The sequence below is a fragment of the Kitasatospora sp. NPDC008115 genome, assembly GCF_042957205.1.
Classification (GTDB): Bacteria; Actinomycetota; Actinomycetes; order Streptomycetales; family Streptomycetaceae; genus Kitasatospora.
In genome coordinates this window covers 139,435-164,340 of sequence record NZ_JBIBHU010000005.1, presented here as the reverse complement: position 1 = coordinate 164,340, position 24,906 = coordinate 139,435, and the positions used below count along the sequence as shown (strand labels likewise).

Here is a 24,906-nt window from a genome sequence, read left to right as displayed (position 1 = left end):
CCGGAACCCCGACCAACACCCCAGGGAGCCCAGCCCGATGGAGCACACGCCCACCCCCGCGGACAGCGGCCCCTGCGACGGCGACGGCGACGGCGCGCCCGTCTACGCGGTCGGCCGGATCGGCGTCGACTTCCGCTCCGAGGCCCACCGCGACGGCTTCCGCCGGCGGCTGGCCGAAGCGGCCCCCGACGGACCGGCCCCGGACCCCGGGAACCCCCGGCAACTGCACGACCACCTCGTCCGCAACCCCTGGGCCGCGTCCGGGCTGACCTGGACGCTCTCCCTCGACGGCACCCCGGTCTACGCCCTGGAGGCCGAGCCCGCCGTCGGGATGGAGTGGTCCGGCCCGCTCCCCGCTCCAGCGCCCGGCGGGAGCGAGGAGGAACGGCTCGCGCTGCTGCGCCGGATCGCCGACGCCCCGCCGGTGCACCCCGTCCACCGGGCGCTGCGCGACGCACTGCTCGGCCGGTCGCTCCCGGCCGGGGACCCGGACCGCATCCGACGACTCACCGTGCCCGGGCGGCTCACCGACCGCTCGGCGCGGCTGTGCTCCGGGCAGGTCGTGCCGGTCGTCCGCGTGAGCGCCGTCGGGCTGGCCCGCTGGACGGAGACCCCGCTCGTCGCGGCCGCCGTGGACGCCGTCGGGGAACCGCACCACTACGACCGCGACCAGCTGACCGGGCACGTCCGCGCACTGCTCGACAAGATCTACTTCCAGTTCCGCAACCCCGGCCTGAGCGCCGCCGAGCGGGCCCTGAACCACGCCCTGACGGAATCCGTCCTGACGGGCGGCCTGCTCGGCGCGGGCCTGCTCCCCACCGGGCCGGGCGATGACGGACCGGGCAACGCCGGGCCGGGCGACGACGGCCCCGAGGAATCCCCGGAGCACCGGGCCGCTCCCGGCCTCTACACGCTGGACGCGGTCACCGTCGCCAGGAGCCCGCACTGCCGACCGGGCTCCGACTGCCAGGACGTCCTCGTGCGGTTCTCCGACCCGGCCGACGAGCGGCGCGTCAAGGTCACCTTCGTCCACACCGTCGACGTGAGCGACCAGCTGCCGGTCAGCCTGGCGCCGGTCCACCGCTTTCTCGGCTGACCTCCTCCGGAGCCGCGTGGCGGGAGGGCGCGGCCTCGTGGGCGACGGGCCAGGGCGGGTGCGGGCCCGCCGCCGGGCGCGCGTGCGCGAACTCGGTCACCAGCGTCTCGGTGAAGGCCGGCAGGTCGGCCGGCCTCCGGGCGGAGACCAGCACGCCGGGACCGTCCCGGCAGACGTGGACCGGCTCGTCGACCCAGTAGGCGCCCGCGTTGACCAGGTCGGTGCGGATGCTCGGCCAGGAGGTGAGCGTGCGGCCGCGCACCGCGTCCGCCTCGATGAGCGTCCAGGCGCCGTGGCAGATCACCGCGACCGGCCTGCCGGCGGCGGACAGCTCGTGGACGAAGGAGACGGCGGCCCGGTGCAGCCGCAGGAGGTCGGGGTTGGCGACGCCGCCCGGCAGGATCAACGCGTCGTAGTCGGCCGGCCGCACCACGCCGACCACGTCGTCGACCGGGAAGGTGTCCGCCCGGTCCAGGTACCGGAACGCCTGGACGCGTCCGGGCCGGGTGGACACCAGCCGGGGCGTACCGCCCGCCTCGGCGACGGCCTGCCAGGAGCCGGTCAGCTCGGCCTGCTCGGCACCCTCGGGCGCGACCAGGAAGGCGACCGTGCGGCCGGTGAGGGCGACGAACTTCACCCGCCTCGCCCCGTCCACCGCGCGGCCCTCGCCGATTCAGCCCGCACGGCGCCCACCGGGCCCGCCGGCCCGGTCGTGGGCGTAGTGCGCGACCAGGACGGCCCGGCCGCCGGTCCCGTCGACGGCGGCGGGCGGTGGGGCGGAGCGCACCCGGGCGCGCGGGCAGTCCAGGTGGACGACCAGCTCCAGGTGGTCGATCCGGGACACCAGTCCGACCGGAACCAGGACCGGGGCGCCCGGCACCCACGGCCGGGTGTCCACCAGCAGGTGGTCCCCGGCGTCCTGGTCCACGTGGCCCAGCGGGCCGTCGGTCGCCTCGACGTCATAGCCGACCAGGGTCAGATCGGCGGCGTGGTGGGAGCCCGGGCGGTACTCCCACAGGTCGGTGGTCATCACATCTCCGGATAGTCCCAGGGACGGCGCTCGCGGCGGTCCCGGCCGTCGCGGCGGCCCTCCCGGTCGTCGCCGCCGTCCGTGGGCTCCCCCGGCCACCCGCGGCTCCGCGGCTCCCGGTACCCGCCGGCCGGCAGGTCGTCCGCCGTCCCCGCGCGGCCGCGCCGGTGGCGGCGCAGCAGGGCCGAGACACCGGCCGCCAGCACGACGCTGCCCACCCAGACCGCGGCCGTGGCGACCGCCATCACCGCGCTGGGCTTGCGCACCGCGACGCTCAGGCAGATCGCCGACATCACCAGTGCCGTCATCAGCACCCCGACCGGCACCCGGCGGCCGAGGCCGCACAACGCGCTCCCCAACCGGCTCGGCCGTTTGGCACCCATCGTGCTCAACCGCCGGTCGAGCCGGGTGTCCCGGCGCAGCTCACCCTCGATCTCGGCCAGGAGCCGCCGCTCCCGTCCGCTCAGCGCGGGTCCGTCCATCTCGGTCACCTCCGGCACTTCCGGTGACGACGTCCTCCCGTCCGGGCGAGTTCCCGGCGGGGTGCGGGCTAACCGCTCCGGCCCGCGGGTGCGGTCGAAGCGGTCGGACGGCGGTCGCCGAACGCCCGTGGGCGGGCGAGCAGGCTGTCGTCCAGCACACGCAGCAGGGCCGCGGCGTCACGGTGCACCTCGACGGCGCCCGCGGCCCGCAGCTCGCGCGCGGTGGCCCCGGCGCCGAGCACGGCGACGCAGGCCACTCCGGCCCGGCGCGCGGCCCGTACCTCGGGCACGCTCCCGGCGACGAACACCGCGTGCGCGGGCTCGCCGTCCACCAGGTCGAGCGCCGCCCCGACCGGGTCGTGGCCGGGATCGGTCACGGTGAGCACGGGAGCCCCGGCCGGCCCGGGGGCGGTCAGCACCACGGTCCAGCCACGCGCGGCGCACTCGCGCGGAAGCTCAGCGGAACCGCGTGGCGTCGCGCGCCAATCGGCTCCGAAGAGTGCCGCCGAGACGACCGTCATGGCCCACCGTTCCCGTTCCGCACCACGCACCGGCGCCCTTCCAGACTAGGCCCGCCCCCCTCACCCCGCCCCCGCACCTCCGCAGGGCGGCAGCCGGCGAACCGCCCCGCCGGTCGCCCGCCCCGGCCGAGACCCGAGCGCACGAGCCGCCGGCGCCGAAGCAGGAGACCGGAGCACTCGGCGGCCCCCGTCCACCCCGCCGATTCGGCCCACCGAACACCGGCGGAAGCCGAGCGTGAACGCGCTCGCCGAGGGCGAGGGCACCGGCCATCACCGGAACGGAAATGAGCCCCCACAGACCGCCCGCGCCGGGAAGCCGAAGCGCCCGACGGCCTCAACCACCCACCGGTTCGGCTCCGCCCAAGTGCCGACGAGCCGAGTGCCGACGAGCCCGCCGGCCGGGGCTACCCGGTCGGCGGGCCGGCGCGACCAGCCGGGCACGGACAGGCCCGCCGCCACCAGCCGAACGGGACGCCACAGCACCCGGCGCCCGGCAGCCCATCCCCGGCAAGCCCACCAACCGGGCGCAGCGGCCAAGCAGGCCCGGCGCTCCCGGACCCGAAGCCGGCCGGGCATGAAGGGTGCGCCCCCCATCGCCCGCGAGCGGAGATCCGCAAGCCGACGGACCGGGGCGACCGGGCGGTTCCGGCTGCCCCACCGGACCGGACCGGAGTCGAGGTACCCGCCCTCACCAGAGCCGAACCACCCGCGGCCGGGACACCACAGCACCCGGCGCCCGGCAGCCCATCCCCGGCAAGCCCACCAACCGGGCGCGGCAGCCAAGCGGGCCCAGCGCTCCCGGACCCGAAGCCGGCCGGGCATGAAGGGTGCACTCCCCATCGCCGCGAGCGGGCCGGGGCGACCGGGCGGTTCCGGCTGCCTCACCGGACCGGGCCGGTGTCGAGGTGCCCGCCCTCACCGGAGCCGAACCACCCGCGGCCGGGACGCCACAGCACCCGGCGGCCTCGACCACCCGACCGGTTCGGCTCCGTCACAGTGCCGACGAGCCGCCGGCCGGGGATGTTCAGCCGGCGGGCCAGGGCCTGCGGCCAAGCGCGCACGCCCACGCTCGCCCTCACCTCCCGAACAGGAACCACACCGTTCGGCATCCAGCCGGGCCGCCCGCGGATCCCCAAGGCCGACCGGGGCTACCGGGCCGGTTCGGCCGGGTGGGGGTCGGTGGCCAGGCGGGCGTGGAGGTGTTCGTCGTGGTGGAGGCCGTCGCCGAAGCGGAAGGAGGCGCGCAGGGTGCCTTCGAGGGGGAAGTCGCAGCGTTCGGCGACGCGGCAGGAGGCGGGGTTGTCGACGGCGTGGGCGAGTTCGATGCGGCGGGCGCCGGCGGTGGTGAAGCCCCAGCGGGTGATCGCGCGGGTGGCCCGGGTGGCGATGCCCCGGCCGCGGGCGGCCGGGAGCAGCCAGTAGCCGACCATGGCGAGTCCGTCGGCGCGGTCCGTCCACCGCAGCGCGATGGTGCCGAGCAGCTCGGCAGTAGTGGAGTCCAGGATCGCGAAGTACGCGAGGGTACCGTTCTGCCAGCCGCCGGCCCAGCGGTCGATACACGCCTCGGCCTGTCCCGGGTCGGCGGCGCGCAGCGGGTTCCAGAGGGCGATCTCCGGGTCGGCGGCGGCCGCCGTCAGGTTCGCCACCGCACCGCCCCGGACCTCCAGGCCCGGCTCCCACGGGCGCAGGACGAGGTCGCCCAGGTCGAGCGCGGCCGGGACGAAGGTGGGCTGGGCGATGGATGCGGTGCTCATCCGCCCTTTCTATCCCCCGCTCCCACCTCCCGACAACGGATATACGTAGCGCCGGAATCCGCTTGGCCCGACGGCCCGGGCGTGCCACGGTCGGCCCATGGCCGAACTCGTCACCCCGCACATCTGCGCCCTGGACCTCGACACCCTGGGGGCCGTCCGCGCCCTGCTGTTCGAGGAGTTCGACGACATGTCCGAGGAGGACCGGGAGCACGGGCCGGGCGGCGTGCACGCGCCGGCCCGGGAGGGCCGGGTGCTCGTCGGGCACGCCTCGGTGGTCCAGCGGCGGCGTTCTACGCGGCGCGCGGCCGGCCGCCGTGGCGCGGGCCGCTCGGCGCGCTGACGCCGAACGGCCCGCTGCCGACGCCGGACGACGGGGGGCCCGGTGTTCGTCCTCCCGGCGACCTCCGGTGGTCCGGCGCGGCGTCAGATCCGGCCGAGGTAGCCGTTGTCGACGAGCCAGAGCACGTTCAGCCGGTCCGGGCCGTTCGGTACGAGTGCGGCGTCGAGCTGGTACTGCAGGCCGTAGCCGGGCTGGCCGAACCAGGGCGCGATCGGGCCGGCGTGCACCTTGAACGGCTTGAGCACCTTGTAGTCGTGGTAGTTGCAGCCCGCGGCCGGGTTGCTGTCGAGGCTCTGCGGCGGGATGGAGCGGCTGGCGTAGGGCAGGCCCTCGGGGGCGAGGAACGCGCCGTACTCGCTGCCGTAGCGGTCGATCCGCTGGTTCGGGTAGAGGGTGATCTCGAACTCGACCGGGGTGCCGTCGGGCAGGGTGACGTAGCCGTTGGCGGGCGGGTAGATCCAGCCCGGGGAGCCGTTGTTGGCGGTGGGGCTGTAGTAGGTGGCGAGGAACTTCTCCTCGCTGAGGCCGCCGGTTCGCCGGTAGCCGATCAGCTCGCGGCCGACCGGGCCGTTGGTCGGCAGGTCGGCGGGGCCGAGGCGGGGATCGGCGTGGTGGTCCGCCGTGGAGCACTCGTCGGACGGGGTGGCGCCCGCCGCGGCGGCGAGGGCCGGGGTGCTCGGGGCGAGCAGGGCGACGACCGCGGCGAGCGGCACGGCGAGCAGGCGAAGGCGCACGTTGTCTCCGTCATGAGGTGGTGAGGTGGTGAGGTGGTGTGGTGGTGACGCGGACGGGCCGGAGCGCACTCCGTCACCCTCCGTGTCCGATTCAGCACCAAGGCAATCGGATCATCTGACCTCTCGTCAACCATCCGATCCCCCAACGTGTCCGGAACCCCCGGTTTCGACCAATCCGCGCACACCAGGCGCCGGGGGCGCGCAAACTGGAGGGTCACGCCCCCAGCCTGGGCGCCGGGACAACCACCGCAACCAGCGGCGGACCGTGATGGAGCCACCCAGGAACGCATCAGTTCCATTGACAGGTCGTCGGACCGGCCCGATCCTCGCCGGTACGGCCCGGCCACCGCCACGGCCGCCCGACGACCGGGGGTGGTCAGCGATGACGGACCAGTGCGCCGCGCGGCGGATGCCGACGACGGTCCGGCGGGCGGTCGTGTGCGTGTGGATCCACGCCGCACTCAGCGGCTGCTCGGGACTGCTGCTGCTCGGGGCCCTCGGCCGGGACCAGGGCGACGAGATGGCGCTGGTGCGCTTCGTCGCGATGACCTCGGTGCTGGTCGGCCTGCTGCTCGGCACCTGCGCCGGTCTCGCCTCCCGCCGCGCGGGCTGGACCAGGACGACGGTGGCCGTCATCGAGGCGCTGTCCGTCGCCGCCGGCGTCCTCCTGGTGGCGACCGGCTCCTTCGCCGCCCTGACCGGCATCGCCCTCGGCGGCTTCGTCCTGTGGGCGTTCCTCTCCGCCGACGGGCGCGCCTGGTTCAGCGACTAGCGTCGGCTCAGGCGCCCTTGCGGAAGAGGCGGTTGAGTGCCCGGCCGACCTCGGGGTCCACGGTGAAGCCGGACGTGGAGTCGGGCCCGGGGTCCGGCTCGGGGTCCGGCTCGGGGTCCACGGCGGCGAGGCCGAACTCGGCCGCCAGGGTCTTCAGGTGCAGGTCGGCGGCCGATTCGACGAGGTCCGCGTGCAGTACCGCGGCGCGGCGGCCGCGGCTCCACGCGAGCAGGCCGACCGCGAGGCCGATCAGTGCGGCGGGCCACCAGCGCAGCCCCAGGACGAGGTAGCAGGCCGCCCAGGTCGTCCCCTCGACGGCCGCGCCGAAGCCGGCCCGTGAGGCGCGCAGCTCGGCCTGGACGGCGTCCGGCAGGACCAGCCACAGGCGGGTCCAGGAGGCGGCGAGGTCGATGCCGTACTGGTTGCGAAGCCGGGTGCCGGTGCCGGCGAAGCGGTCGCCGGTCATGGTCGGCCGCTGCGGCTCCGCCAGCGCGATGCGGTCGCGGAGCGCCGTGAGCCGGTCGATCTCCGCCCGGTTCGCCTCGTACGCCGGGTGGCCCGGCGCGGGGATCGGCATCTCCTCCCGCAGCTCGGTGATCTCCGTCTGCAGCGCCAGCCAGCGCGCCTTCCGCCGGTCGGTCAGCCGGGCGGCCACCCGGCCGGCCGGGGCGGGCCAGTCGCCCGTCCAGATCCGTTCGGCCGCCGCGGCGCAGGCCCGCACCAGGGCGCCCACGGCGACGGAGCCCAGCACGACGGCGCCGAGCGCGGTGAGCTGGGCGACGGTGGACCACTCCCCGGCCCGCGCCGCCTCCTGTGCGGCCCGGGCCCGCAGCGCGGCGAGGTCGAGGGCGTCGGCCTGGCCGAGCACCGCACCGGCGGCCGACGCCGCCATCAGCAGCAGGCCGGGGACGGCCAGGGCGGAGATCCACTTGTCGGCGAGCTTCTCGCCCAGGCCGCCGAGCAGCGAGGACACCGGATCACGCCCTGGTCAGCACGAGGGCGCGGTCGCGCAGCCAGCAGCGGCCTCCGGCGGGGACCGGCCCGCCGGGCTCGCGCACGTCGTGGCGGCCGCACCAGCCGTCGGGGCAGGAGTACCGCTCCCCTTCGGCGCGGGGCACCGCGCCGGGGAGGATGTCGCCCGGGCCCGGCTCCTCGCCGCGCACCGTCACGACGTCCTCCAGCACGTAGCGGGGAAGGCCGAGTCCGGCCACCGCCTCCTGGACGGGTGTGTCGGCCAGGACCGCCGTCACGGCGTCCTGCACCTCCACCGCCCGCCCCTGGGCGGTCAGGTACTCGGTCAGGTACGGCAGGGCCGAGCAGAAGGCCGCCCGCTCTCTCCGCTCCCCGTCCCCGTTCCTGTTCCTGTTCCCGTCCCCGTTTCTGTTCCCGTCCCCGTTCATCGTCCTCCGTTCCGGGCCCTCACGGCCCGCTGTGGATCATCGAGGCCCAGTAGAGGGGCTCGTCGAAATCGGGGTCCGCCCGCAGCGCGTCGACCGCACGGTGCAGGACCGTCGCGGGGTCGGGGGCGCCGGGCTCGGCGAGCATCCGGTACACCTCGCGGGCGAGCCGCGGTGCCACCGCGTCGTCGACGGTCCACAGGCTCCCGATCACCTGCCGGTAGCCGCACAGTTGGAAGGCCGAGGCCACCGAGACGGCCTCGTTGACGAGTTGCGCGCCGGGTGCGGCGCTGTGGCAGGCGGAAAGGTAGGCGAACTCCGCGTCGGCCAGCCGCTCCGCGGCGAGCCGGCGCAGCGCCAGGGTGCCCCCGTGCAGGAGGAGTCTGCTGTTCGACGGGTCGGCGCCGTCCCAGGCGCCGTGGCAGGCCAGGTGGACGTGGGTGTGCGTGCGCAGCGCCGCCAGCACGTTCCCGGGGGTGGCCGCGGCGTCCCGCAGTTCGCGGCGGGGGCCGGGCAGCCGCCGGGTCGCCGCCAGTTCCTCGTCGAGGCCGACGAGCGGACGGTCGCCGCTGCCCGCGTCCACGGCGACGGCGGCCAGCGATCCGCTCCCGGCGGCCGGCGCGGGCCGCTCGCGGGCGTGGAGCAGCGAGCCCAGCGTCGGCACGTAGGAGGAGACGACCAGGTCGTGTGCGTACACCGGGGGGCTCGGCGGCCCGTCCCCGGTGCGGGGCAGGACGGCCGCGTGCAGGGGCAGCCGGGCAAGGGCGCCGGTCGGGCACCACCAGAGCCGTGGCAGCGGCCCGCCGCCGTCCGGGCGGTCGATGCCGAGCTTCGCGAGGACCGGCCCGACCACCGAGGCGCCCAGCCAGTGGAGCGTCTTCTCCAGGTCACCGTGCCACCGGAGCTTGTCGGCGAGGCCGGCGCCCCGCGTGGTGAGCCCGGTGACCGCCGCTCGGAAGACGTCCGCCCGGCGGTCGACCTCCTCGGCCGTGACGTCCCGCAGCGGGAGCACCTCGATCACCGTGCGCCCCCGCTGGGAGCGGAGCAGCAGGACGTCGCAGCGCAGCACCGAGACGTTGAGGACGACGACGGGGCCCTGCGCGGCGGCCTCGCTCAGCCGGCTCCAGTTCGGCGGGCGGTGGAAGCCGCTCATGCCGGGCAGGCGGCGGATCAGTTCCACTTGGCGGTCGAAGGCCTCGGCCGCGGCCCTGCGCCGCTCGGGGTCGAGCCGGGGTTCGACCAGTTCCCGGCACAGCTCCTCGTACCGGTCGGCGAGTCCGGGCGCGACGGCGCGCAGCGCGTCCTCACGGCCGCGCAGTTGGAGGGCCTGCGCGAGCAGCACGCCCCGTCCCTGTTCGAGCCGGACCAGCGCCTGCCGGGGGCGGCCGGCCTGGATCTCGGTGGCCGCGGCGGCATTGGCCATCGTGTAGGTGAGGCGCAGCCGGGCCTCCTGGGAGTCGCGGCCGAGCGCCCGGGTGGTGAGCTTGGGCAGCAGGTCGTCCAGCGCCACGCCGAAGGCGGTGCGGGACTGGTCCAGGTCGTCGAGGTTGGCGCAGGCCATCGCCCAGCGGACCGCGCCGTACAGGCGGGAGCGGACGTCCTGGGTCGGCGTGAGTGCCAGCGCCCGCCAGTGCGTGACCGCCTCGGCGAGGTCGGCACCGGCCCGCAGGCGCAGCCCCCGTTCGGCGAGCAGTTCGCCCAGTTCCAGGCGGGCGGCCTGGGCGTGCGGTCCGGAATCCGCGGCCTGGTCCGCCACCTGCCGCAGGATCGTCTCCGCCGTCACCAGGTCGGCTTCCCGTCCGGGACGGCCGGCGCGGCGGCGCAGGGCGACCGCGAGTTTGATCAGCATGACCGGTTGGTCCTGCTGGGAGGGCGGGGTGACGGCCACGGCCTGCCTGAGGTGCTCGATCGCCTCGTCGAGCGCGGCCGGGTCGTCGTCCGTCCCCGCCCGCATGGTCAGCACCGCCGCCAGGTTGGTGAGCCGCTGCCCGTGGGCCCGCGAGGCGGCGGTGGCGGCGTCGCACGCCAGGCGGGCGAGGGTGGTGGCCTTGTCCAGGTCGGCCCGGTCCTCCGACGTGACATACCGGTCGAGGTGGGAGAGGGCCAGGAAGGAGCGGGCGCCGGCGCGGATCTCCTGGTCGAGCGGTCCGGCCAGGGCCGTGCCGAGCTGGTCGATCGACTCGTTCAGGTCGTCGAGGTCGCCCTTGACCTCGAACCGCATCCGGAGGATCTGGCCGAGCTCGAAGCGGCGGTGGCTGCGGTCCGGTTCGGCCGCGCCGCCGACGACGACGCGCAGCCGGTCGATGATCCGGTCGAGTCGTGCCGGGTCGCCGTCGCGGTTGTAGCGGCCGATCTCGGCGTGGACGCCGTCGTCCGGCACGGCGGCCGCCGGCACCTTCGCCTGGACCCGGATGATCTCGGCCATCATCGTGGCGCGCAGGGAGGACTGGTCCAGGGGGATCGCGCCGAGTCCGCCGCGCATCAGCTGCAGCGACCTGACCCGGTTGCGGCCCGCGGATTCGGCGTCCTCGTCCAGGTCCGCCAGGGTGGCCAGGAACGACCCCAGTTTGAAGCCGAGGACCGGCTCCGACTCCGTCCCGCGCGACCATTCCCAGGCGGTGCTCAGGAGCGCCGTGGCGCACAGGACTCCGTCCTCGTCCCCGGTCGCCTCGCTGGGGATGAACAGCGCGGTCCCGACGGCGTGCAGGACCTCGTACGCGGGGACGAGCTGCGGCGGTCGCTCCTCGAACACCTGTCGCCAGTGGGTGGGCACCGCCTCGGGGCGCAGCGCGCGGACCACCGCCAGGAGGAACTCGAACGCGTACGAGGCCCACCGCGCCTCGTCCTCGGACAGGAGCTGCATCCGGGCGCCGTAGTAGCAGCCGACCATGAAGACCAGCTCCAGGTCGACTCCCCCGGGCCCGCCGGCCTGGTCGGGGGTCAGCCGGTCGCGTGCGTCCAGGATCAGCGTGGCCATGGTGCGGTGGAGGTCCGCGTCCAGTACCTGCTCCGGCGGGTGCACCTGGTAGGGCACTCCGGCGTCCGGCGCCGCCATGGTCCGTCCGATGGTGGCACGGATGGTCTCGTTCAACTCAGGCATCAGCGGTTCCCCCCACTGTTTCCCGCCGTCAACCGGCTGGCGCAGACCCTACCGCGTGGAGCGCCGACGGCCACCACTGTTCGCCCACGACGGCCGGCCTGTGGTACCGGCCGTCGTGGGCGGTTGACGGGGGATCAGCCCCGGCTGCTGGGGGCCAGCCGGCCGAGGAGGTGCAGCAGGCGGTCCAGCGCGTCGCGGGAGTTGGGTTCCGTCAGGTTGACCATCAGCCGGAACGTGGCCCGCAGCAGGGCCGGGCTGCCCAGCCCGGCCGCCCCGGCGGCGCCCACCAGGCGCGGGCGGCTCAGCGCCGCGGCGGCGAGCCGGCCGAGCGCGAAGTAGCCGTCGTACGCGGCGCGCAGCGTCTGCGGGTAGGCGCGCAGGGCCAGGTCGCGGCCGCGGTCGGTGCGCCGGGCGAGGGCCTGGACGATCGCCTCGGCGGCGTAGCGGCCGGACTCCATGGCGTAGGCGATGCCCTCGCCGGTGGCCGGGCTGACCGTGCCGCCGGCGTCTCCGATCAGCAACAGGCCGTCGGCGTAGTGGGGTTGGCGGTTGAGTCCCATCGGGAGGGCGGAGCCGCGGATGGGCTCGGTGACGGCGTCGGGGTGGTAGCCGTAGTCGGCGGGCAGGTCGTCGCACCAGCGGCGGAGCAGTTGGCGCCAGTCCACCTCGTGGGGCACGGCGCCGGTGTCGACGACGCCGAGGCCGACGTTGGCGGTGCCGTCGCCCATGCCGAACACCCAGGCGTAGCCGGGCAGCAGCCGGCGGGCCGGGTCGGTGGGGTCGCGCAGGTCGAGCCAGGCCTCCAGGTAGCGGTCCTCGTGGCGCGGGGTGGTGAAGTAGGTGCGGTAGGCGACGCCCATCGCGCGGTCGGTGCGGCGGTAGCGCCGCATCGCCAGGGAGAGCCGGGTGGAGTTGCCGTCGGCGGCGACCACCAGGGGCGCGTGGTAGGTGACGGGCCTGCGGTCCTCGCCGAGCCGGGCGGTGACCCCGGTGATCCGGCCGGTCCGCTCGTCGAGCACCGGGCCGGCGACGTTGGCGCGCTCCACCAGGCGGGCGCCGGCGGCGGCGGCGCGGCGGGCGAGCAGCTCGTCGAAATCGGCGCGGCGGCGGACCAGGCCGAAGCCGGGGAAGGCGGACAGTTCCGGCCAGTCGAGTTCCACCCGGCGACCGCCCGCGACGATCCGCAGGCCCCTGTTGTGCAGCCAGCCGGCGGATTCCGACACGTCGATGCCGAGGTCGATCAGCTGCCGGACGGCGCGGGGGGTCAGACCGTCGCCGCAGACCTTCTCGCGGGGGAAGGCGGACTTCTCCAGCAGCAGGACGTCCAGTCCGGTGCGGGCCAGGTGGTAGGCGGCGGTGGAGCCGGCCGGGCCCGCGCCGACCACGATCACATCGGCCGTCTCCGCGCCGTTCCCGGACGCGTCGGCGGCGGTGGACGGCGCCGGACCGGCGCTGCCGGACGCCCCGGCGGGGTCCGGCTGGGCGGGGCGGGTGGACGGCTGCTGTGCTGGGCCGGGCATGCGGCGCTCCCACGGGTGTCGGTCCGGCGGCGGACTCGGCGGATTCGGCGGACACAGACGATATGGACCGCGAACGCCCCACCGAACCCGACACGCGGGCATCGGGCGCCACGCCCGGCTTCACCGGCCCGATCCGGCACACGGGACCCTCACATCCAAGTGACCGAATCGTTGCGCTGGATTTGTCGGACAATCGGCTCCGCTCCGTCGTAATTCGGCCAAACCATCCTTGCGGGGCCGGACCCGCTGCGGGACCTTGATGCGTCTCATCCGCCGACCGTCGTCGGCCGAGGGCTCCCACCTCCCCGTGCGGTCCCACCAGGACCGCCGATCCCCGTTGGACACAGCCATGCGCATTCACCCCACCGCGGCGAGATCCCTCGTCGCCGTTCCCACCATCGCGGCCCTGCTGCTCGCCGCCCCCGCCGCCGAGGCCGCGAAGGGCAACAACGGCACCGTCAAGATCCACGACTCCTCGACGGGCGAGGAGCCCAAGGAGAACCAGCCGAAGGTCTGCACCTTCTACCTGGACTCGTTCGGCTTCGACGCGGGCCAGGACATCGTCTGGACGATCGCCCGGATGCACGGCGACAAGGAGACCGCCGTCGTGTACGGCGACCTCCCGGTGGACGGCAAGGGCCACGTCCGCACCGAGGACATCAACCTGCCCGACGGCCAGTACAAGCTGTACTGGGAGGCGATCGAGCTGAAGGACGGCAAGCTGCCGACCCCGCCGCCGAAGCCCAACCACCCGAAGCAGAAGGTGTTCAAGGTGGACTGCGGGGGCACTCCCACGCCGACCCCGACGGCGACGCCGACGCCCACCAGGACGACGCCGGCCCCGCCGCCGCCGACCCCCGGCACCACGCCGACCACCACGCCGCCGACCACCACCCCGCCGACGACGACGCCCACGGTGACCCCGAGCACGACCCCCAGCACGACCCCCAGCGTGACGCCCACCCCGACGCAGACGCCCACGCAGACGCCGTCCCCGACCGTGACGCCGACCACGACGCCGTCCGTTCCCCCGACGGTCCCGCCCACCGCCGTGCCGACCGTGGTGCCGACCGTCTCGCCGAGCGAAATCCCCTCGGCCACCCCGAGCACCACCCCGTCCCAGACCCCCTCGGGCACCCCGACCCCGGCCGCCACCGGTTCGGCGAGCCCGTCGCCCGCCGCCACGCCGAGCGGCCAGGCCCCGGCGCCGGCCCCGACCGGCCAGGCCCCCAAGCCGACCGCGACCGTTCCGGTGCACACCGCGCCGCCCGGAACCGTGATCGACCCGGCGAACCCGCTGATCATGCCGGCCCAGGTCAGCGTGCCCACCCCGATCTCCGGCACCGCCCCGGTCGGCAAGGACCTCGCGACCACCGGTAGCAGCGACGGCACCCTGCTGATGGCCGGCGCGGGCACCGTGCTGCTGCTCGGCGGCGCCGGCGCCGTCGTCTACACCCGCCGTACCCGCCGCTCCTCCTGATCGGAGTCCGGACACGCGAACGGGCCGGTGACCTCGATGGTCGCCGGCCCGTTCGCGCGGGCGTTCAGGGCGTGATCGCGAGTTCCACGTAGGCGGCCAGGATGGCCAGGTGCACCGCGCCCTGGAGCGGGGTCGCCCGGCGCGGGATGACCGTGAGCGTGCCGACCACGATGGTCAGCGTCAGCAGCACCAGGTGGGAGGAGTCCAGGCCGAGCACCAGCGGCCCGGAGAGCCAGTACGAGGCGACGGCCACGGCCGGGATGGTCAGGCCGATGCTCGCCAGCGCCGAGCCGAGCGCCAGGTTGAGGCTGGTCTGCACCCGGTTGCGCTTGGCCGCGCGCAGGGCCGCGATGGTCTCCGGCAACAGGACCAGCAGGGCGATCACCACACCGACGACGGAGTTCGGCAGCCCGGCCGACTGGACGGCCGACTCGATGGTCGGCGACACGCCCTTGGCCAGGCCGACCACCGACACCAGCGCCACACCGAGCAGGACCAGGCTGACGATGGTGGCCCGGAAGGTCGGCGGCGCTGCGTGCTCCTCCTCCTCGACCACCTTGCCCTCCGCGGTGACGGGCAGGAAGTACTCCCGGTGGCGAACCGCCAGGGTGGCCACGAACAGGCCGTACAGCACGAGCGAGGCGGCCGCCGCGAAGGCCAGCTGCGCGGGTGAGAACTGCGGGCCGGGCGAGGTCGTCGTGAAGGTCGGCAGGACCAGGCTCAGGGTGGCGAGGGTGCCGATGCAGGCCAGCGCCGCGCCCGTGCCCTCGGCGTTGAAGACCGCGACCCGGTGCTTGCTGGCCGCCACCACGATGGACAGGCCGAGGATGCCGTTGCAGGTGATCATCACGGCGGCGAACACCGTGTCCCGGGCGAGCGTCGCCGCTTTGTCACCGCCGTCCAGCATCAGGGTCACGATCAGTGCGACCTCGATCACCGTCACCGCGACCGCGAGCACCAGGGAACCGAACGGCTCCCCCACCTTGTGGGCGATCACCTCCGCGTGGTGCACGGCGGCGAGCACGGCGCCGGCCAGGAACAGCGACACCACGCCCACCACCCAGCCGGGGAGTTCGCGGTGCCAGGTCAGGGCCAGGACGGCGAAGGCCAGCAGGGGCACGACGATGGTCCACTGCGAGACGACTGGTCTGAGCTTGGTGAACATGCCGCCGAGCATCCCATCCGGAAGCACAGGTTCCGCGCAGACGCCACCGGAGAGGCGATGGATGTGGCAGACCTCATGGACCGGCCACGGTACTCCCGCCGTACTCGGTGAGGTATGCGAGGACCTCGGCGACGTGCGGTTTCACCCGATCGGGTACACCGCCGGCGTCGGCCACGGTCTTGTCGCTCGTCCGGTAGCCGGCCGTCACCAGGGCGGGCAGCTCGGCGGCGGGGTAGCCGCGCTGCTTGAAGCGCTGGGTGAGCCAGCAGACGTAGCCGCCCATCGCGGCGATCGCGTCGTCGGGATCCATGTAGTCCTTGGCACCGTCGTGGTCCGCGTCCTGTGCCCAGGCGTTGAAGACGGTGGGCGTCCACATCGCCACGCCGTACTCCCCCGTGGCGGGGCGGACGGCGGCCGGGTCGAAGCCGGACTCCGCCTTGATCATCGCGGCCAGCAGCGCCGGGGTGACCTCCGCCTCGGGGCAGCGGCGGGACGCGTCCTCGATCGGCCCGCGCAGCGCGACGGGGACGTCCGTGCCGGGCGGGAGCGCTCCGGGCCGCACCGCTGCGGCCGGTCGCGGCCCGCCGGGGGCAGCGCCCCTCGCGGAGGGCTCCGGTGCGCCGGTGAGGGCCAGCAGGGTCGCGGCCCCGGTGAGCAGCGCCGTCGCGGCGACGGCGGTACGGCGACGGGTGCGCCGCCCCGGCCCCGGAACGGGAGCGCCCCCGTCCCCACCCCCGGTCGCCGGCCCGCCGAGCGCGTCGGCGAGCAGCGCCGCCAGGTCCACCTCCGCGCGCCGGCGCCGGTCGGCCGCCAGGCAGGCGGTGACCAGGGGGCGCCACCGCTCGGGCAGCGCGGCGTCCAGGCGCAGCGGCGCACTGCCGCGCGCGTACGCCAGCGCGGCGAGCGAGCGGGCCCGGGCGGTGGCGCCGAGGAAGGGGTGCAGGCCGCCGGTCAACAGCTGGTGGGCGAGCACGCCGAAGGCCCACAGGTCCGCGCTCGGGCGCAGGGCCACGCCGTGCGTGCCGGTCCGCTGGGACCACCACTCGGGCGGCACGTGGTCGGGCGAGCCGAGCGGCGGGGCGTAGGCGTGGGTGCCGTCCAGTTCGGCGGTCAGGCCGAAGTCGGCGAGCTTGGCGGTGCCGTCGGCCATCAGCAGGACGTTGGCGGGCTTGAGGTCGCCGTGCACCCAGCCCGCGGTGTGCATGTGGCGCAGTCCGGCGGCGATCTCGGTGAGGATCCGGCCGGCGTCCGGGACGGGCTCCGGGGGCCGGGTGCCGGCCAGCACGTCCTGGAGGCTGCGCCGGGCGCGTTCCATCACCAGGGCGAGCGCGCCATCCAGCGCGGGGTGGGCCGGGTCGGCGAGGGTGACCACGGCGAGGGTGCGGATCAGGTGGGGGTGGTCGGCGCGGCGGCTGAAGCTCAGCTCGCGGCGGGCCAGCTGGAGCATGGTGTCGCGCTGGCCGGGGCTGAGCCGGCCGGGGTGCAGGAACTTGACGGCCGCCTCGCACGGGCCGGCGTCGGACGGATCGGCGTCGGACGGATCGGCGTCGGACGGATCGGCGTCGGACGGATCGGCGGAGCGCTCGCCGGGTCGCGGCGGGTCGCGGCGGGCGGCGTGGACACTGCCCCAGGCGCCCGCCCCGATCCGCTCGCCCACCCGGTACCCCGCGACCGGGTAGCCGGGCGGCACCTCGAACGCCGGCCCGCCGTCCGGCGGTCCGCCCCGGTGCGAGCGCGCCGCGTCCGGCGCCACGGGCCGGGTCACCCGCCGGACCGGGGCGGGAGCAGCGCCAGGTGCTCCTCCCGCACGAGGTCGAACCGCAGCGCCAGCGCGACGAGTTCCTCGCGCTTGCCGCCCGGGTCGGCCGGTTCCACCGGATCGCGCAGCCGGAGCTTGCTGCCGACCAGGTAGTCGATGTGGTAGTTGACCGCCGAGCGGCTGAGGTCGCGGCAGGACGGCAGGCCGCGCAGCCGCGCCACCACGTCGGTCGCGCCGGGGACGGCCGCCGCGGAGGGCGAGCGCAGCCGCGGTTCGCAGAGCGCGAGCAGCACCAGGAAGTACTTGGCGGTCGGGTCCAGGGCGAACGGGCCGACCGTGCGCTCGCCCTCCGGCTCGGCCGACTCGCCGGTCAGGTAGGCGTGTTGGGGTGCGAAGACCTTGAACGCCGCCGGTTCGCCGTGGGCGGGCAGCAGCACCCGGGAGATCTCGAACGGGACGGGCGCGCCGAGCCGGCCGGGGGCGACCTTGACGTGCTCGCCGGCGCCTTCGAGGTTCTCGACGACATAGGTGGCGGTGGCACTGAAGTTGGAGAGCCGCCAGTAGTCCTCGGCGGCGGTGATCTCACCGGCGCGGCGTGACACACCGGGGTCGGGGATCGGCACGGCGGGCGGACGGCCGGGCTCGCCGCGCCCGAACGCGGCCGTGTCACCCGGCCCGAGGTGCAGCAGGGACGGACGGGTGGGCGGGGCGCCGCGCGGCGGCCGGGGCAGCCGGGCGAAGCGGCGTTCGGACCGGCCCGGCGGGCGCGGATCGGGCAACTGCACGATGACCGTGGTCATCCGGGTCACCTCCGTGGGTCGGCCCGATCGTAGCCGTCCGAACCACCCGGCAACGCCAAGCCACCCGGACGAGTGAACAACACGTCCGGGTCGGCCGATTGCGCCCTGATGTCGCGCCAGTCGCACCGCGGCCCTTCAGCAGCGGGACGGTGCGGGCACCGGCGGCCGGCCACCGGGTCCGCAACCGGTGGGCGGCGCCGTTCCCTCGCACCGCACCCGTGCCGGCCCTCATCGGCAATCACTCAGGATGCTCACAGGTGTCGCTCAGGTCACCGGCCCGTCGGCAAATGCGCCAACCTCCCGTCGAAACCCGTTCTCCGCGCCCAACCCGGTTCGGAGCATGGGATTTTGCACTATCTTGGGAATTCGTGGAGCGGGGCGGGCCGCCCACCCAGCAGACGTGCGCCGAGTGGCCGGGTCTGCCGGTGAAGCGTGCTCCATCCCCGCCGGCGCACCATCGCACGGGGAGGAAGGGGGAGCGCGTCCATGCCCGAAGGAACCGCGCATTCGACCGGGGCCGCCACCGACGGCCCGAGTACCGGAACGGCCACCAGAGCCACGACCACGACCACACCCACGGCCGGCGGAACGGCCGAGGCCACCGCCGCCGCGCCGCGGGCGCGACTCGCCGGACGGCGGGCCACCGTCGACGCCGTCCTGCGCAACTCGCCGCTCCAGCCGCTCTTCCGGCTCGCGGCCGCCCGTCGGCTGGCCGTCCTCGCCTACCACGGGGTGGACGACCCCCGGGTGTTCGCGCTGCAGATGGAGCGGCTGGTCCGCCGCGCCCGCCCGGTATCGCTCGCCGCCGTCGAGCAGGCCGTGCAGAGCGGCCGTCCGCTGCCGCGCCGCAGCGTGCTGGTCACCTTCGACGACGGCGACCGCACGGTGCTCACCGAGGGCCTGCCCGTGCTGACCCGGCTCGGCATCCCCGCCGCCGCCTTCGTGGTCACCGACCTCATCGGCGGCGACCAGCCGTTCTGGTGGAGCGAGGCGGCCTTCCTCGCCGCGCACGGCGGCACCGCCCGCACCCTGGCCGGCTGCCCGCCGAACGGCGTGGTCCGCCGGTTGAAGACCCTCGCCGACCTGGACCGCCGCACCGCGCTGGCCGAGCTCCGGGAAAGCGCCGCGGTCCGCGCGCCGCGCCAGGAGCAGCTCACCCCGGACGGCCTGCGCGCGCTCGCCGGCGCCGGCGTCGCGGTCGGCAACCACACCGCCGGCCACCCCTGCCTCGACCACTGCGAGGACGACACCGTCCGGGCCGAGATCACCGGCGCGCACCAGGCGCTCACCGGCTGGCTCGGCCAGGCGCCGACCGCCTTCGCCTACCCCAACGGCAACCTCGACCCGCGTGCCGAGGCCGAACTGCGCCGCCTCGGCTACCGGGTCGGCTTCCTCTTCGACCACCGCCACGACCGGCTGCTGCCGCCGCACCCGCTGCGGATCAGCCGGCTGCGGGTCAACTCGACCACCGGCCGGGACCGCTTCGACACCATCCTCTCCGGGCTCCACCCGGCCGTGCACCACCTGCGCGGCGGAGCCTGACGGACAGGGAACGACGCGGGGCCGGTTGCCCCGAACCCGCCTCCCGCGGGCCGGAATCCGGGAGAATACGGACCGGCCCGCGACCGGCCGCCGACCGGCGGCGCACCGGGGGCGGGAGACGCCTGGGGGGCAGCAGAGGTGACAACGGCGCATCCGAGGTCGTCGGGTCCGAGGGCGACCGCCCCGGCACCGGCCGGTTCCCGCACGCTACCGGTCCGCTACCGGACGGCCGCGCTACCGCCGGACGTGGTCGACGGCTGGCGCGAGCTGGCGGCGGGCGAGCCGGGCGGCTCCTGGTTCACCACGCCCGAGTGGGCGCTCGCCTGGTGGGAGACGGTGGGCGCCGCCCCCGCGTCCGGCGGCGGGGGCGACGGCGAGATCGTGGTGTGGCGGGACGGCGGCGGCCGGGTCGACGCCGTCGTCCCGCTGCTGCGCACCGTCCAGCGCCTCCACCCCCGCGCGCCGCTGCCGGTCCCCTGCCTGACCGTGCTCGGCACCGGGCCGGGCGCCGCCGACCACTGCGGCTTCGCCGTCGCCCCGCACCGCCGCGCCGAGGTCGCCGACTGGCTGGCCCGGCGCGGGCGGCGGGCCACCCTGCTGCTCGCCGACCTCGACCCGGACCAGGCCGGCCTGCTGCCGCCCTGCGCGGTGGAGATCGGCCGCACCCCGTGCCCGCGCACCGATCTGACGGCCGGGCCGGACGCACTGGGCTCGCGGCAGTTCCGGGCCAATCTGCGCCGCTACGGCCGCAAGCTGGCCGCCGAGGGGATCACCTTCCGCTGGGTGCCGCCCGCCCTGGCGCTGTCCGAACTCCCGGAGCGCTACGAACTGCTGCGCACCGCCGTCCGGCTGCACCTGCTGCGCCGGGCCGCGCTCGGGCTGCCGACCACCTTCGACGGGGCGCGTGCGCCGCTGCACCTGCGGGTGATCGAGCGGGCCGCCGGCACCGGCCGCGGCGAGGGCCCGGCGTTCCTGGTCGCGGAGCGGTCGGGCGAGGTGGTCGGCGTGCTCTACGGCTTCCAGTGGCGGGACTCCTTCGCCTACTACCAGATCGGCTGGGACATGGCCTGGGCGCCGCTGCGGCTCGGCACGGCGGTGATCGCCGAGGCGGTCCGGGCGGCCGCCGGGCAGGGGCTCGCCACCTTCGACTTCCTGCGCGGCACCGAGCCGTACAAGTACCGCTTCGGCGCGGTGGACCGCGAGGACGTCTCCTGGCTGGTGCCGCACGGTGTGCCGGGGGCGCTGCTCGGTCTCAAGTACCGGGCGAAGGCGGCCCGCCGGGCGGACGCGGAAGGCGCACCGGAAGGGGACTGACGTCGCGTCAGCGGCGGCCCGCCAGCCAGGAGTCGAAGGCCTCCAGGGCGGGCGCCGGGTCGCGGCGGCCGACGCCGATCCGGAACCGGTCGGCGGGCGTCGGGGTCAGCTCCGAGCGGAAGACGGAGGCCGGCAGCAGCAGGACGCCGGCCTCCTCGACCAGCCCGGCGCAGAACGCCTCGACGCCGTCCGCGCCGAGGTAGCGGGGGTAGGCGACGCAGCCGCCGTCCGGGGCCCGCCACTCGAAGAGGCCGGCGTGGCGGGCGAAGAACTCCTCGAACAGCGGCAGGTTGGCCGCGATGAGCGCCCGGTTGCGGGCCAGGATCGGCTCGCGGGCCTTGATCGCGATCCGGGCCAGGATCTCGCTGGGCGCGGCGTTGCAGATCGTGCCGTAGTGCTTGGCGCGCTCCAGCCGGCCGCGCAACTCCCGGTCGCGGCAGACGATCCAGCCGATCCGCAGCCCGGGCAGGCCGAGCGACTTGGAGGTGACGTCCAGCGAGAGGGCGCGCCCGGAGAGGTCCGCGGCGCGCGGCAGCGCGCGCTCCGGGTCGCGCTCCAGGCCGCGGTAGACCTCGTCGCTGAACAGGTGGATGCCGCGCTCGTCGCAGAGTTCGGCCAGCCGGCGGAAGTCGGCGGCGTCGATCACCTTCCCGGTGGGGTTGTTGGGGAAGTTGACGGACACCACCCGGGTGTTCGGGCGCAGCGCGGCGGTGAGTTCGTCGAGGTCGAGCGCCCAGTCGCGGGCCGGGTCGAGGGCGACGCCGGTGACCTCGCAGAGCGAGAGCGGGACGGTCTCGGCGGACTGGTAGTTCGGGGTGAGGACGACGGCGTGGTCCTCCGGGCCGAGCAGTACCTGCATGGCGAGGTTGAGCCCCTCCTGGGCGCCGCCGAAGCAGATCACGTCCTCGGGGCCGGCCAGGTCGTACATGCCCGCGACGGCCTCGCGCAGGGCCGGGTCGCCGAAGGTCTCGGTGTAGCCGAGGGCGAGGGTCTCCCAGGCCTTCCGGTCCTCCGGGTCCGCCAGCGCGAGCAGTTCGGACATCGCCATGGTCTGCGCGTCGGAGGCGGTGAGGTGGTGGCGGGCCGTGAACTCCCAGTGGGAGAAGTACGTTTCCAGCCGGAAGTCGGGGAGCCTGGTCATGGGGCGGACTGTACGTCCGGAATGAACGTTTCGTCCAGGACGGCTCGCGGGGCGGGCCCGCCCCCGGGTTCGCTCGTTCCGGAGGCGGGCCCTGGCGTTCACCGGCTCAGTCGCAGGTGATCGCCAGCAGCGCGACCTTGCAGGTGCGGGACGCCGCGTCGTTGGCGGCCACCGGGTCGGCCGGGGCGCCGGCCGTGCGGGCGGCGGTGACGGTGAAGGTCCGGCCGAGGTTGAGCAGCAGGCCCACCTGCACGGTGAGGTGACGGGTGGCGCTCGCGCCGGCGGCCAGCGGGGCGGTGAGCGCGCAGGTCAGCCGGCCGGCGGCGACGGCGCAGTCGGTGCTGGTCGCGACCAGCCCGGCCGGCAGGGCGGCCGTGACGGTGGCGGCGGTCACCTCGCCGGGCCCCTGGTTGGTGACGGTGAGCGTGTAGTCGACCCGTCCGCCGAGCAGGCCGGACACCGGGGAGGCGGCGAGCGCCACGGCGAGGTCGGCGGTGGGCGCCTGGTAGTCGAAGCGGCCGGCGGTCGTGACGGCGCTGGTGCCGCCGGGCGTGGTGACCCGCACGTCGACCGTCCCGGCGGCGGGCGCGGCCGGGGCGGTGGCGGTGCAGGAGGTCGCGGTGCAGGAGAAGGACGCGGCGTCGCCGGCGGCGCCGAAGCTCACGGCGGTCGCGCCGGCCAGGTCGGTGCCGGTGACGGTGACGACCGTGCCGCCGGCCTGCGGGCCGCTCGCCGGGCTGAGGCCGGTGACCGCCGGCACCGGCAGCGGGAAGGCCAGGGCGTTCACCGCGGCGCCGTCGAAGGCGGCCAGGTAGCCGCGCCGGCCGTCGGGGGTGAGGGCGAGGGTGAACGGGCTCGCCCCGACCGGGACGGTGGCGGTGACGGCGCCGCTCGCGGCGTCGATGACGCTGAGGGTGTTGTCGGCGTAGTCGCTCGCGTAGACGGAGCGGCCGTCGGGGGCGGCGGTGACCGCGTACGGGTTGCCGCCGACCTGGACGGTGGCGGTCACGGCGCGGGTCGCGGTGTCGACCACGCTGACGGTGGAGTCGCCGCCGTTGCCGGTCCAGAGCCGGGAGCCGTCGGGGGCCAGGGCGAGGCCGAAGACGCCGTGGCCGACCGGTATCGAGGCGCTGACGGTGGCGGTGGCCGTGTCGATGACGTCGACCCGCTGGGCGCCGGAGGCCGCCACGTAGACGTGCCCGCCGTCCGGGGCGACGGCCACCCCGTGCGGCTCGGCGCCGACCGGGACGGTGGTGGTGACCGTGTTGGTCGCGGTGTCGAGCACGCTGACCGTGCCGGCGCCCGGGTTGGTCACGTACGCGCGGGCGCCGTCGGGGGCGACAGCCACGCCGAAGGCGCCGGGGCCGGCCGGGACGGTGGCGGTGACGGTGTTGCTCGCGGTGTCCACCACGCTGACCGTGCCGGTGAGGTGGTGGGTGAGGTAGGCGTGTCCGCCGTCGGGCGCGAGGGCGACCGCGTACGAGCCGCTGCCGGCCGTGAAGCCGCCGGCGACCGCGCCGGTGGCGGTGGACAGCACGGTCACGGTGCCGCTGTTCTGGCTGGTCACATAGGCCAGGCCGCCGTCCGGCGTGATCGCGACGCCCGCCGGGAAGGGCGCGACGGCGACGGTGGCCGTCACGGTGGGCGCCGGCGTGGCGGCGGCGGCCGCCGCGGGTTGGGCGAGCAGGGCGGCGGTGGCCGCGCCGACGGCGGCCAGGGCCATCCAGGATCGGCGCGGGGAGGGGCGTGTGGTCAACGGGGTCTCCAGACTCGTCGGTGCACCGGGCGGCGCTCGGTGGCTTCGGGCGGCCCGGGGGGACCGTCCGGCGCCGCCCGGGTCGCCCGAAGCGTAGAAGCCGCACTGACGAAGCGTCAGGAGATGACCAGGATTGTCGCCAACCGTTCAAGTCCGGTCAATTGGTCACTATTCGAACAGTCGTCGACCGCCACACCCGGAACTCTCGTCGCGATCCCGATCGTTTCCGGCCACTACACTCCCGGTGTCGGAAGAGCTGAGGACAGTACGGCGGGAGGAACGCGGCGATGGCCGAGGAGACACGGGCCGAGGTGGCCACCCGGACCCTGGTCGAGGGCATGGTCCGGGCGGACGGCACCATCGACGCGGGAGAGCTGTACGGCGTCGCGGGCGAGCTGGGCATGACCGACCAGCAGGTGCGGCTGTGCATCAAGCGGATGGCCGCCGACGGCCTCCTCGTCCAGGAGGGCCGCGGCCGGCGCGCCGTGCTGCGCGAGACCGAGCCCGCCCGGCGCGCCGCCGAACCCGAGGTCGGCTTCGTGCGTCACATGTACGCCCAGGACGCCGGACTCGCCCCGTGGGACGGCCGCTGGCACCTCGTCGCCTTCGCCGTCCCCGAATCCGCCCGCGCCGACCGGGACGCCCTGCGGGAGGCCCTGGTCCGGCTCGGCGGCGCGGCCGTCCAGGGCGGGGTCTACGTCAGTGCCAACGACTGGGAGCCCTACGTCGAGGCCGAGGTCGACCGCCTCGGCGTCCGGGACCGCGTCACCCTGCTCACCACCACCGACCTGCGCATCGCCGGCGAGGACGACCCGCCCGCGCTGGCCCGGCGCCTCTGGCCGCTCGACGACCTCGCCGAGGGCCACCGCCGACTGGCCGCCCTGGCCGCCGACCGGGTGGCCCGGCTGACCGCCCTCGCCCGGGACGGCGCGCCCGCCCGGGCCGAGCACCTCGCGATCGCCCTCGAACTGGCCGACGGGTTCACCCGCGCCACCGCGCCCGACCCGCTGCTCCCGCCCGAGCTCCTCCCCCGGCCGTGGCCCGGCGCCGAGGCCCGCGCGCTCACCGCCGACTGCTGGCGGCTGCTGCGCCGCGCCGAGCGGGCCGCCCCGGAACCGGGCCCCCGGTTCTTCCAGCGCTACGACGAGGTGATGGCCGCGGTCACCGGCGAGGCGCGGACCGCCTGATTCGGGCCCGGACGGC

General features: G+C 75.7%; 22 protein-coding genes. 7 read left to right on the top strand and 15 right to left on the bottom strand.

The features are described from left to right. Positions 1-37: 37 nt before the first annotated feature. Positions 38-1,096 (top strand): hypothetical protein, encoded by a 1,059-nt coding sequence (locus tag ACFZBX_RS08710; RefSeq protein WP_391532288.1) that lies wholly within the window; start codon positions 38-40, stop codon positions 1,094-1,096. Here the strand turns inward: ACFZBX_RS08710 and ACFZBX_RS08705 are convergent. The 5 genes from ACFZBX_RS08705 to ACFZBX_RS08685 form a co-directional block, all read right to left on the bottom strand. Further along, positions 1,062-1,733, bottom strand: a complete 672-nt coding sequence (locus ACFZBX_RS08705; RefSeq protein WP_391532286.1) for a type 1 glutamine amidotransferase domain-containing protein — start codon at positions 1,731-1,733, stop codon at positions 1,062-1,064. The two genes, ACFZBX_RS08710 and ACFZBX_RS08705, sit on opposite strands and share 35 nt — an antisense overlap. A 36-nt stretch (positions 1,734-1,769) precedes the next feature. Beyond that, complete coding sequence (locus ACFZBX_RS08700) at positions 1,770-2,126, bottom strand: PRC-barrel domain containing protein (RefSeq protein ID WP_391532284.1); 357 nt, start codon at positions 2,124-2,126, stop codon at positions 1,770-1,772. Then, on the bottom strand, positions 2,126-2,608 hold the full coding sequence (locus ACFZBX_RS08695) for a hypothetical protein (protein WP_391532282.1): 483 nt from the start codon (positions 2,606-2,608) through the stop codon (positions 2,126-2,128). Before ACFZBX_RS08695 ends, ACFZBX_RS08700 begins: the two co-directional genes overlap by 1 nt. Before the next feature lie 68 nt (positions 2,609-2,676). Beyond that, complete coding sequence (locus ACFZBX_RS08690) at positions 2,677-2,985, bottom strand: HAD family hydrolase (protein ID WP_391532280.1); 309 nt, start codon at positions 2,983-2,985, stop codon at positions 2,677-2,679. 1,292 nt (positions 2,986-4,277) lie between these two features. Further along, positions 4,278-4,883, bottom strand: coding sequence for a GNAT family N-acetyltransferase (locus ACFZBX_RS08685; RefSeq protein WP_391532278.1), 606 nt, complete (start codon positions 4,881-4,883; stop codon positions 4,278-4,280). 97 nt (positions 4,884-4,980) lie between these two features. Here ACFZBX_RS08685 and ACFZBX_RS08680 point away from each other — a divergent pair, with 97 nt between their 5' ends. Then, on the top strand, positions 4,981-5,223 hold the full coding sequence (locus ACFZBX_RS08680; protein WP_391532276.1) for a hypothetical protein: 243 nt from the start codon (positions 4,981-4,983) through the stop codon (positions 5,221-5,223). A gap of 83 nt (positions 5,224-5,306) precedes the next feature. Here ACFZBX_RS08680 and ACFZBX_RS08675 read toward each other — a convergent pair whose 3' ends face one another. Beyond that, positions 5,307-5,957 carry a TNT domain-containing protein gene (locus ACFZBX_RS08675; RefSeq protein ID WP_391532274.1) on the bottom strand — a complete coding sequence of 217 codons (651 nt, stop codon included), beginning with the start codon at positions 5,955-5,957 and terminating at the stop codon, positions 5,307-5,309. A 382-nt stretch (positions 5,958-6,339) separates the two neighbouring features. On the opposite strand from ACFZBX_RS08675, the gene ACFZBX_RS08670 reads away from it, so the two are divergent. Then, on the top strand, positions 6,340-6,729 hold the full coding sequence (locus ACFZBX_RS08670; RefSeq protein ID WP_391532272.1) for a hypothetical protein: 390 nt from the start codon (positions 6,340-6,342) through the stop codon (positions 6,727-6,729). A gap of 7 nt (positions 6,730-6,736) precedes the next feature. On the opposite strand, the gene ACFZBX_RS08665 is transcribed toward ACFZBX_RS08670, so the two are convergent. The 4 genes from ACFZBX_RS08665 to ACFZBX_RS08650 form a co-directional block, all read right to left on the bottom strand. Further along, a complete protein-coding gene (locus ACFZBX_RS08665) occupies positions 6,737-7,702 on the bottom strand; it encodes a hypothetical protein (RefSeq protein ID WP_391532270.1) in 966 nt (321 codons plus the stop codon). A gap of 4 nt (positions 7,703-7,706) precedes the next feature. Further along, positions 7,707-8,129, bottom strand: a complete 423-nt coding sequence (locus ACFZBX_RS08660; protein WP_391532268.1) for a hypothetical protein — start codon at positions 8,127-8,129, stop codon at positions 7,707-7,709. Between the two features lie 19 nt (positions 8,130-8,148). After that, the gene (locus ACFZBX_RS08655; protein WP_391532267.1) at positions 8,149-11,226 is read right to left on the bottom strand and encodes a CHAT domain-containing protein; all 3,078 of its coding nucleotides are present in this window, start codon (positions 11,224-11,226) and stop codon (positions 8,149-8,151) included. Between the two features lie 134 nt (positions 11,227-11,360). Next, the gene (locus ACFZBX_RS08650) at positions 11,361-12,746 is read right to left on the bottom strand and encodes a geranylgeranyl reductase family protein (RefSeq protein ID WP_391532266.1); all 1,386 of its coding nucleotides are present in this window, start codon (positions 12,744-12,746) and stop codon (positions 11,361-11,363) included. Positions 12,747-13,095: 349 nt separating this feature from the next. Here ACFZBX_RS08650 and ACFZBX_RS08645 point away from each other — a divergent pair, with 349 nt between their 5' ends. Further along, the gene (locus tag ACFZBX_RS08645; protein WP_391532265.1) at positions 13,096-14,226 is read left to right on the top strand and encodes an LPXTG cell wall anchor domain-containing protein; all 1,131 of its coding nucleotides are present in this window, start codon (positions 13,096-13,098) and stop codon (positions 14,224-14,226) included. A 64-nt stretch (positions 14,227-14,290) separates the two neighbouring features. Here the strand turns inward: ACFZBX_RS08645 and ACFZBX_RS08640 are convergent, their stop codons facing one another. The 3 genes from ACFZBX_RS08640 to ACFZBX_RS08630 all read right to left on the bottom strand — a co-directional run bounded on the left by ACFZBX_RS08640 (position 14,291) and on the right by ACFZBX_RS08630 (position 17,950). Continuing rightward, positions 14,291-15,391 carry a calcium:proton antiporter gene (locus ACFZBX_RS08640; RefSeq protein ID WP_391532264.1) on the bottom strand — a complete coding sequence of 367 codons (1,101 nt, stop codon included), beginning with the start codon at positions 15,389-15,391 and terminating at the stop codon, positions 14,291-14,293. Positions 15,392-15,464: 73 nt separating this feature from the next. Beyond that, on the bottom strand, positions 15,465-17,156 hold the full coding sequence (locus ACFZBX_RS08635) for a protein kinase (protein WP_391532263.1): 1,692 nt from the start codon (positions 17,154-17,156) through the stop codon (positions 15,465-15,467). Beyond that, on the bottom strand, positions 17,153-17,950 hold the full coding sequence (locus ACFZBX_RS08630) for a serine/threonine protein kinase (RefSeq protein ID WP_391532262.1): 798 nt from the start codon (positions 17,948-17,950) through the stop codon (positions 17,153-17,155). The genes ACFZBX_RS08635 and ACFZBX_RS08630 overlap by 4 nt, the downstream gene beginning before the upstream one ends. A 486-nt stretch (positions 17,951-18,436) precedes the next feature. Between ACFZBX_RS08630 and ACFZBX_RS08625 the strand changes: the two genes are divergently transcribed. Together ACFZBX_RS08625 and ACFZBX_RS08620 are read left to right on the top strand one after the other, a co-directional pair. Continuing rightward, a complete protein-coding gene (locus ACFZBX_RS08625; RefSeq protein WP_391532260.1) occupies positions 18,437-19,492 on the top strand; it encodes a polysaccharide deacetylase family protein in 1,056 nt (351 codons plus the stop codon). 246 nt (positions 19,493-19,738) lie between these two features. Beyond that, on the top strand, positions 19,739-20,806 hold the full coding sequence (locus tag ACFZBX_RS08620) for a GNAT family N-acetyltransferase (protein WP_391532259.1): 1,068 nt from the start codon (positions 19,739-19,741) through the stop codon (positions 20,804-20,806). A gap of 7 nt (positions 20,807-20,813) precedes the next feature. Here the strand turns inward: ACFZBX_RS08620 and ACFZBX_RS08615 are convergent, their stop codons facing one another. Next, on the bottom strand, positions 20,814-21,947 hold the full coding sequence (locus ACFZBX_RS08615; protein ID WP_391532258.1) for an aminotransferase class I/II-fold pyridoxal phosphate-dependent enzyme: 1,134 nt from the start codon (positions 21,945-21,947) through the stop codon (positions 20,814-20,816). 106 nt (positions 21,948-22,053) lie between these two features. Continuing rightward, entirely contained in the window at positions 22,054-23,703 is a 1,650-nt protein-coding gene (locus ACFZBX_RS08610; RefSeq protein ID WP_391532257.1) for a beta-propeller fold lactonase family protein, read from the bottom strand. A 287-nt stretch (positions 23,704-23,990) separates the two neighbouring features. Between ACFZBX_RS08610 and ACFZBX_RS08605 the strand changes: the two genes are divergently transcribed. Continuing rightward, on the top strand, positions 23,991-24,890 hold the full coding sequence (locus ACFZBX_RS08605; protein ID WP_391532255.1) for a PaaX family transcriptional regulator C-terminal domain-containing protein: 900 nt from the start codon (positions 23,991-23,993) through the stop codon (positions 24,888-24,890). The last annotated feature ends 16 nt before the right edge of the window (positions 24,891-24,906 follow it).

What these genes read in the sequence shown, in the direction of transcription:
- ACFZBX_RS08695 (WP_391532282.1), bottom strand. Translation starts at nt 2,608, where the DNA reads ATGGACGGACCCGCGCTGAGCGGACGGGAGCGGCGGCTCCTGGCCGAG.
- ACFZBX_RS08700 (WP_391532284.1), bottom strand. Translation starts at nt 2,126, where the DNA reads ATGACCACCGACCTGTGGGAGTACCGCCCGGGCTCCCACCACGCCGCC.
- ACFZBX_RS08685 (WP_391532278.1), bottom strand. Translation starts at nt 4,883, where the DNA reads ATGAGCACCGCATCCATCGCCCAGCCCACCTTCGTCCCGGCCGCGCTC.
- ACFZBX_RS08645 (WP_391532265.1), top strand. Translation starts at nt 13,096, where the DNA reads ATGCGCATTCACCCCACCGCGGCGAGATCCCTCGTCGCCGTTCCCACC.
- ACFZBX_RS08655 (WP_391532267.1), bottom strand. Translation starts at nt 11,226, where the DNA reads ATGCCTGAGTTGAACGAGACCATCCGTGCCACCATCGGACGGACCATG.
- ACFZBX_RS08650 (WP_391532266.1), bottom strand. Translation starts at nt 12,746, where the DNA reads ATGCCCGGCCCAGCACAGCAGCCGTCCACCCGCCCCGCCCAGCCGGAC.
- ACFZBX_RS08640 (WP_391532264.1), bottom strand. Translation starts at nt 15,391, where the DNA reads ATGTTCACCAAGCTCAGACCAGTCGTCTCGCAGTGGACCATCGTCGTG.
- ACFZBX_RS08670 (WP_391532272.1), top strand. Translation starts at nt 6,340, where the DNA reads ATGACGGACCAGTGCGCCGCGCGGCGGATGCCGACGACGGTCCGGCGG.
- ACFZBX_RS08625 (WP_391532260.1), top strand. Translation starts at nt 18,437, where the DNA reads ATGCCCGAAGGAACCGCGCATTCGACCGGGGCCGCCACCGACGGCCCG.
- ACFZBX_RS08660 (WP_391532268.1), bottom strand. Translation starts at nt 8,129, where the DNA reads ATGAACGGGGACGGGAACAGAAACGGGGACGGGAACAGGAACAGGAAC.
- ACFZBX_RS08605 (WP_391532255.1), top strand. Translation starts at nt 23,991, where the DNA reads ATGGCCGAGGAGACACGGGCCGAGGTGGCCACCCGGACCCTGGTCGAG.
- ACFZBX_RS08710 (WP_391532288.1), top strand. Translation starts at nt 38, where the DNA reads ATGGAGCACACGCCCACCCCCGCGGACAGCGGCCCCTGCGACGGCGAC.
- ACFZBX_RS08615 (WP_391532258.1), bottom strand. Translation starts at nt 21,947, where the DNA reads ATGACCAGGCTCCCCGACTTCCGGCTGGAAACGTACTTCTCCCACTGG.
- ACFZBX_RS08680 (WP_391532276.1), top strand. Translation starts at nt 4,981, where the DNA reads ATGGCCGAACTCGTCACCCCGCACATCTGCGCCCTGGACCTCGACACC.
- ACFZBX_RS08630 (WP_391532262.1), bottom strand. Translation starts at nt 17,950, where the DNA reads ATGACCACGGTCATCGTGCAGTTGCCCGATCCGCGCCCGCCGGGCCGG.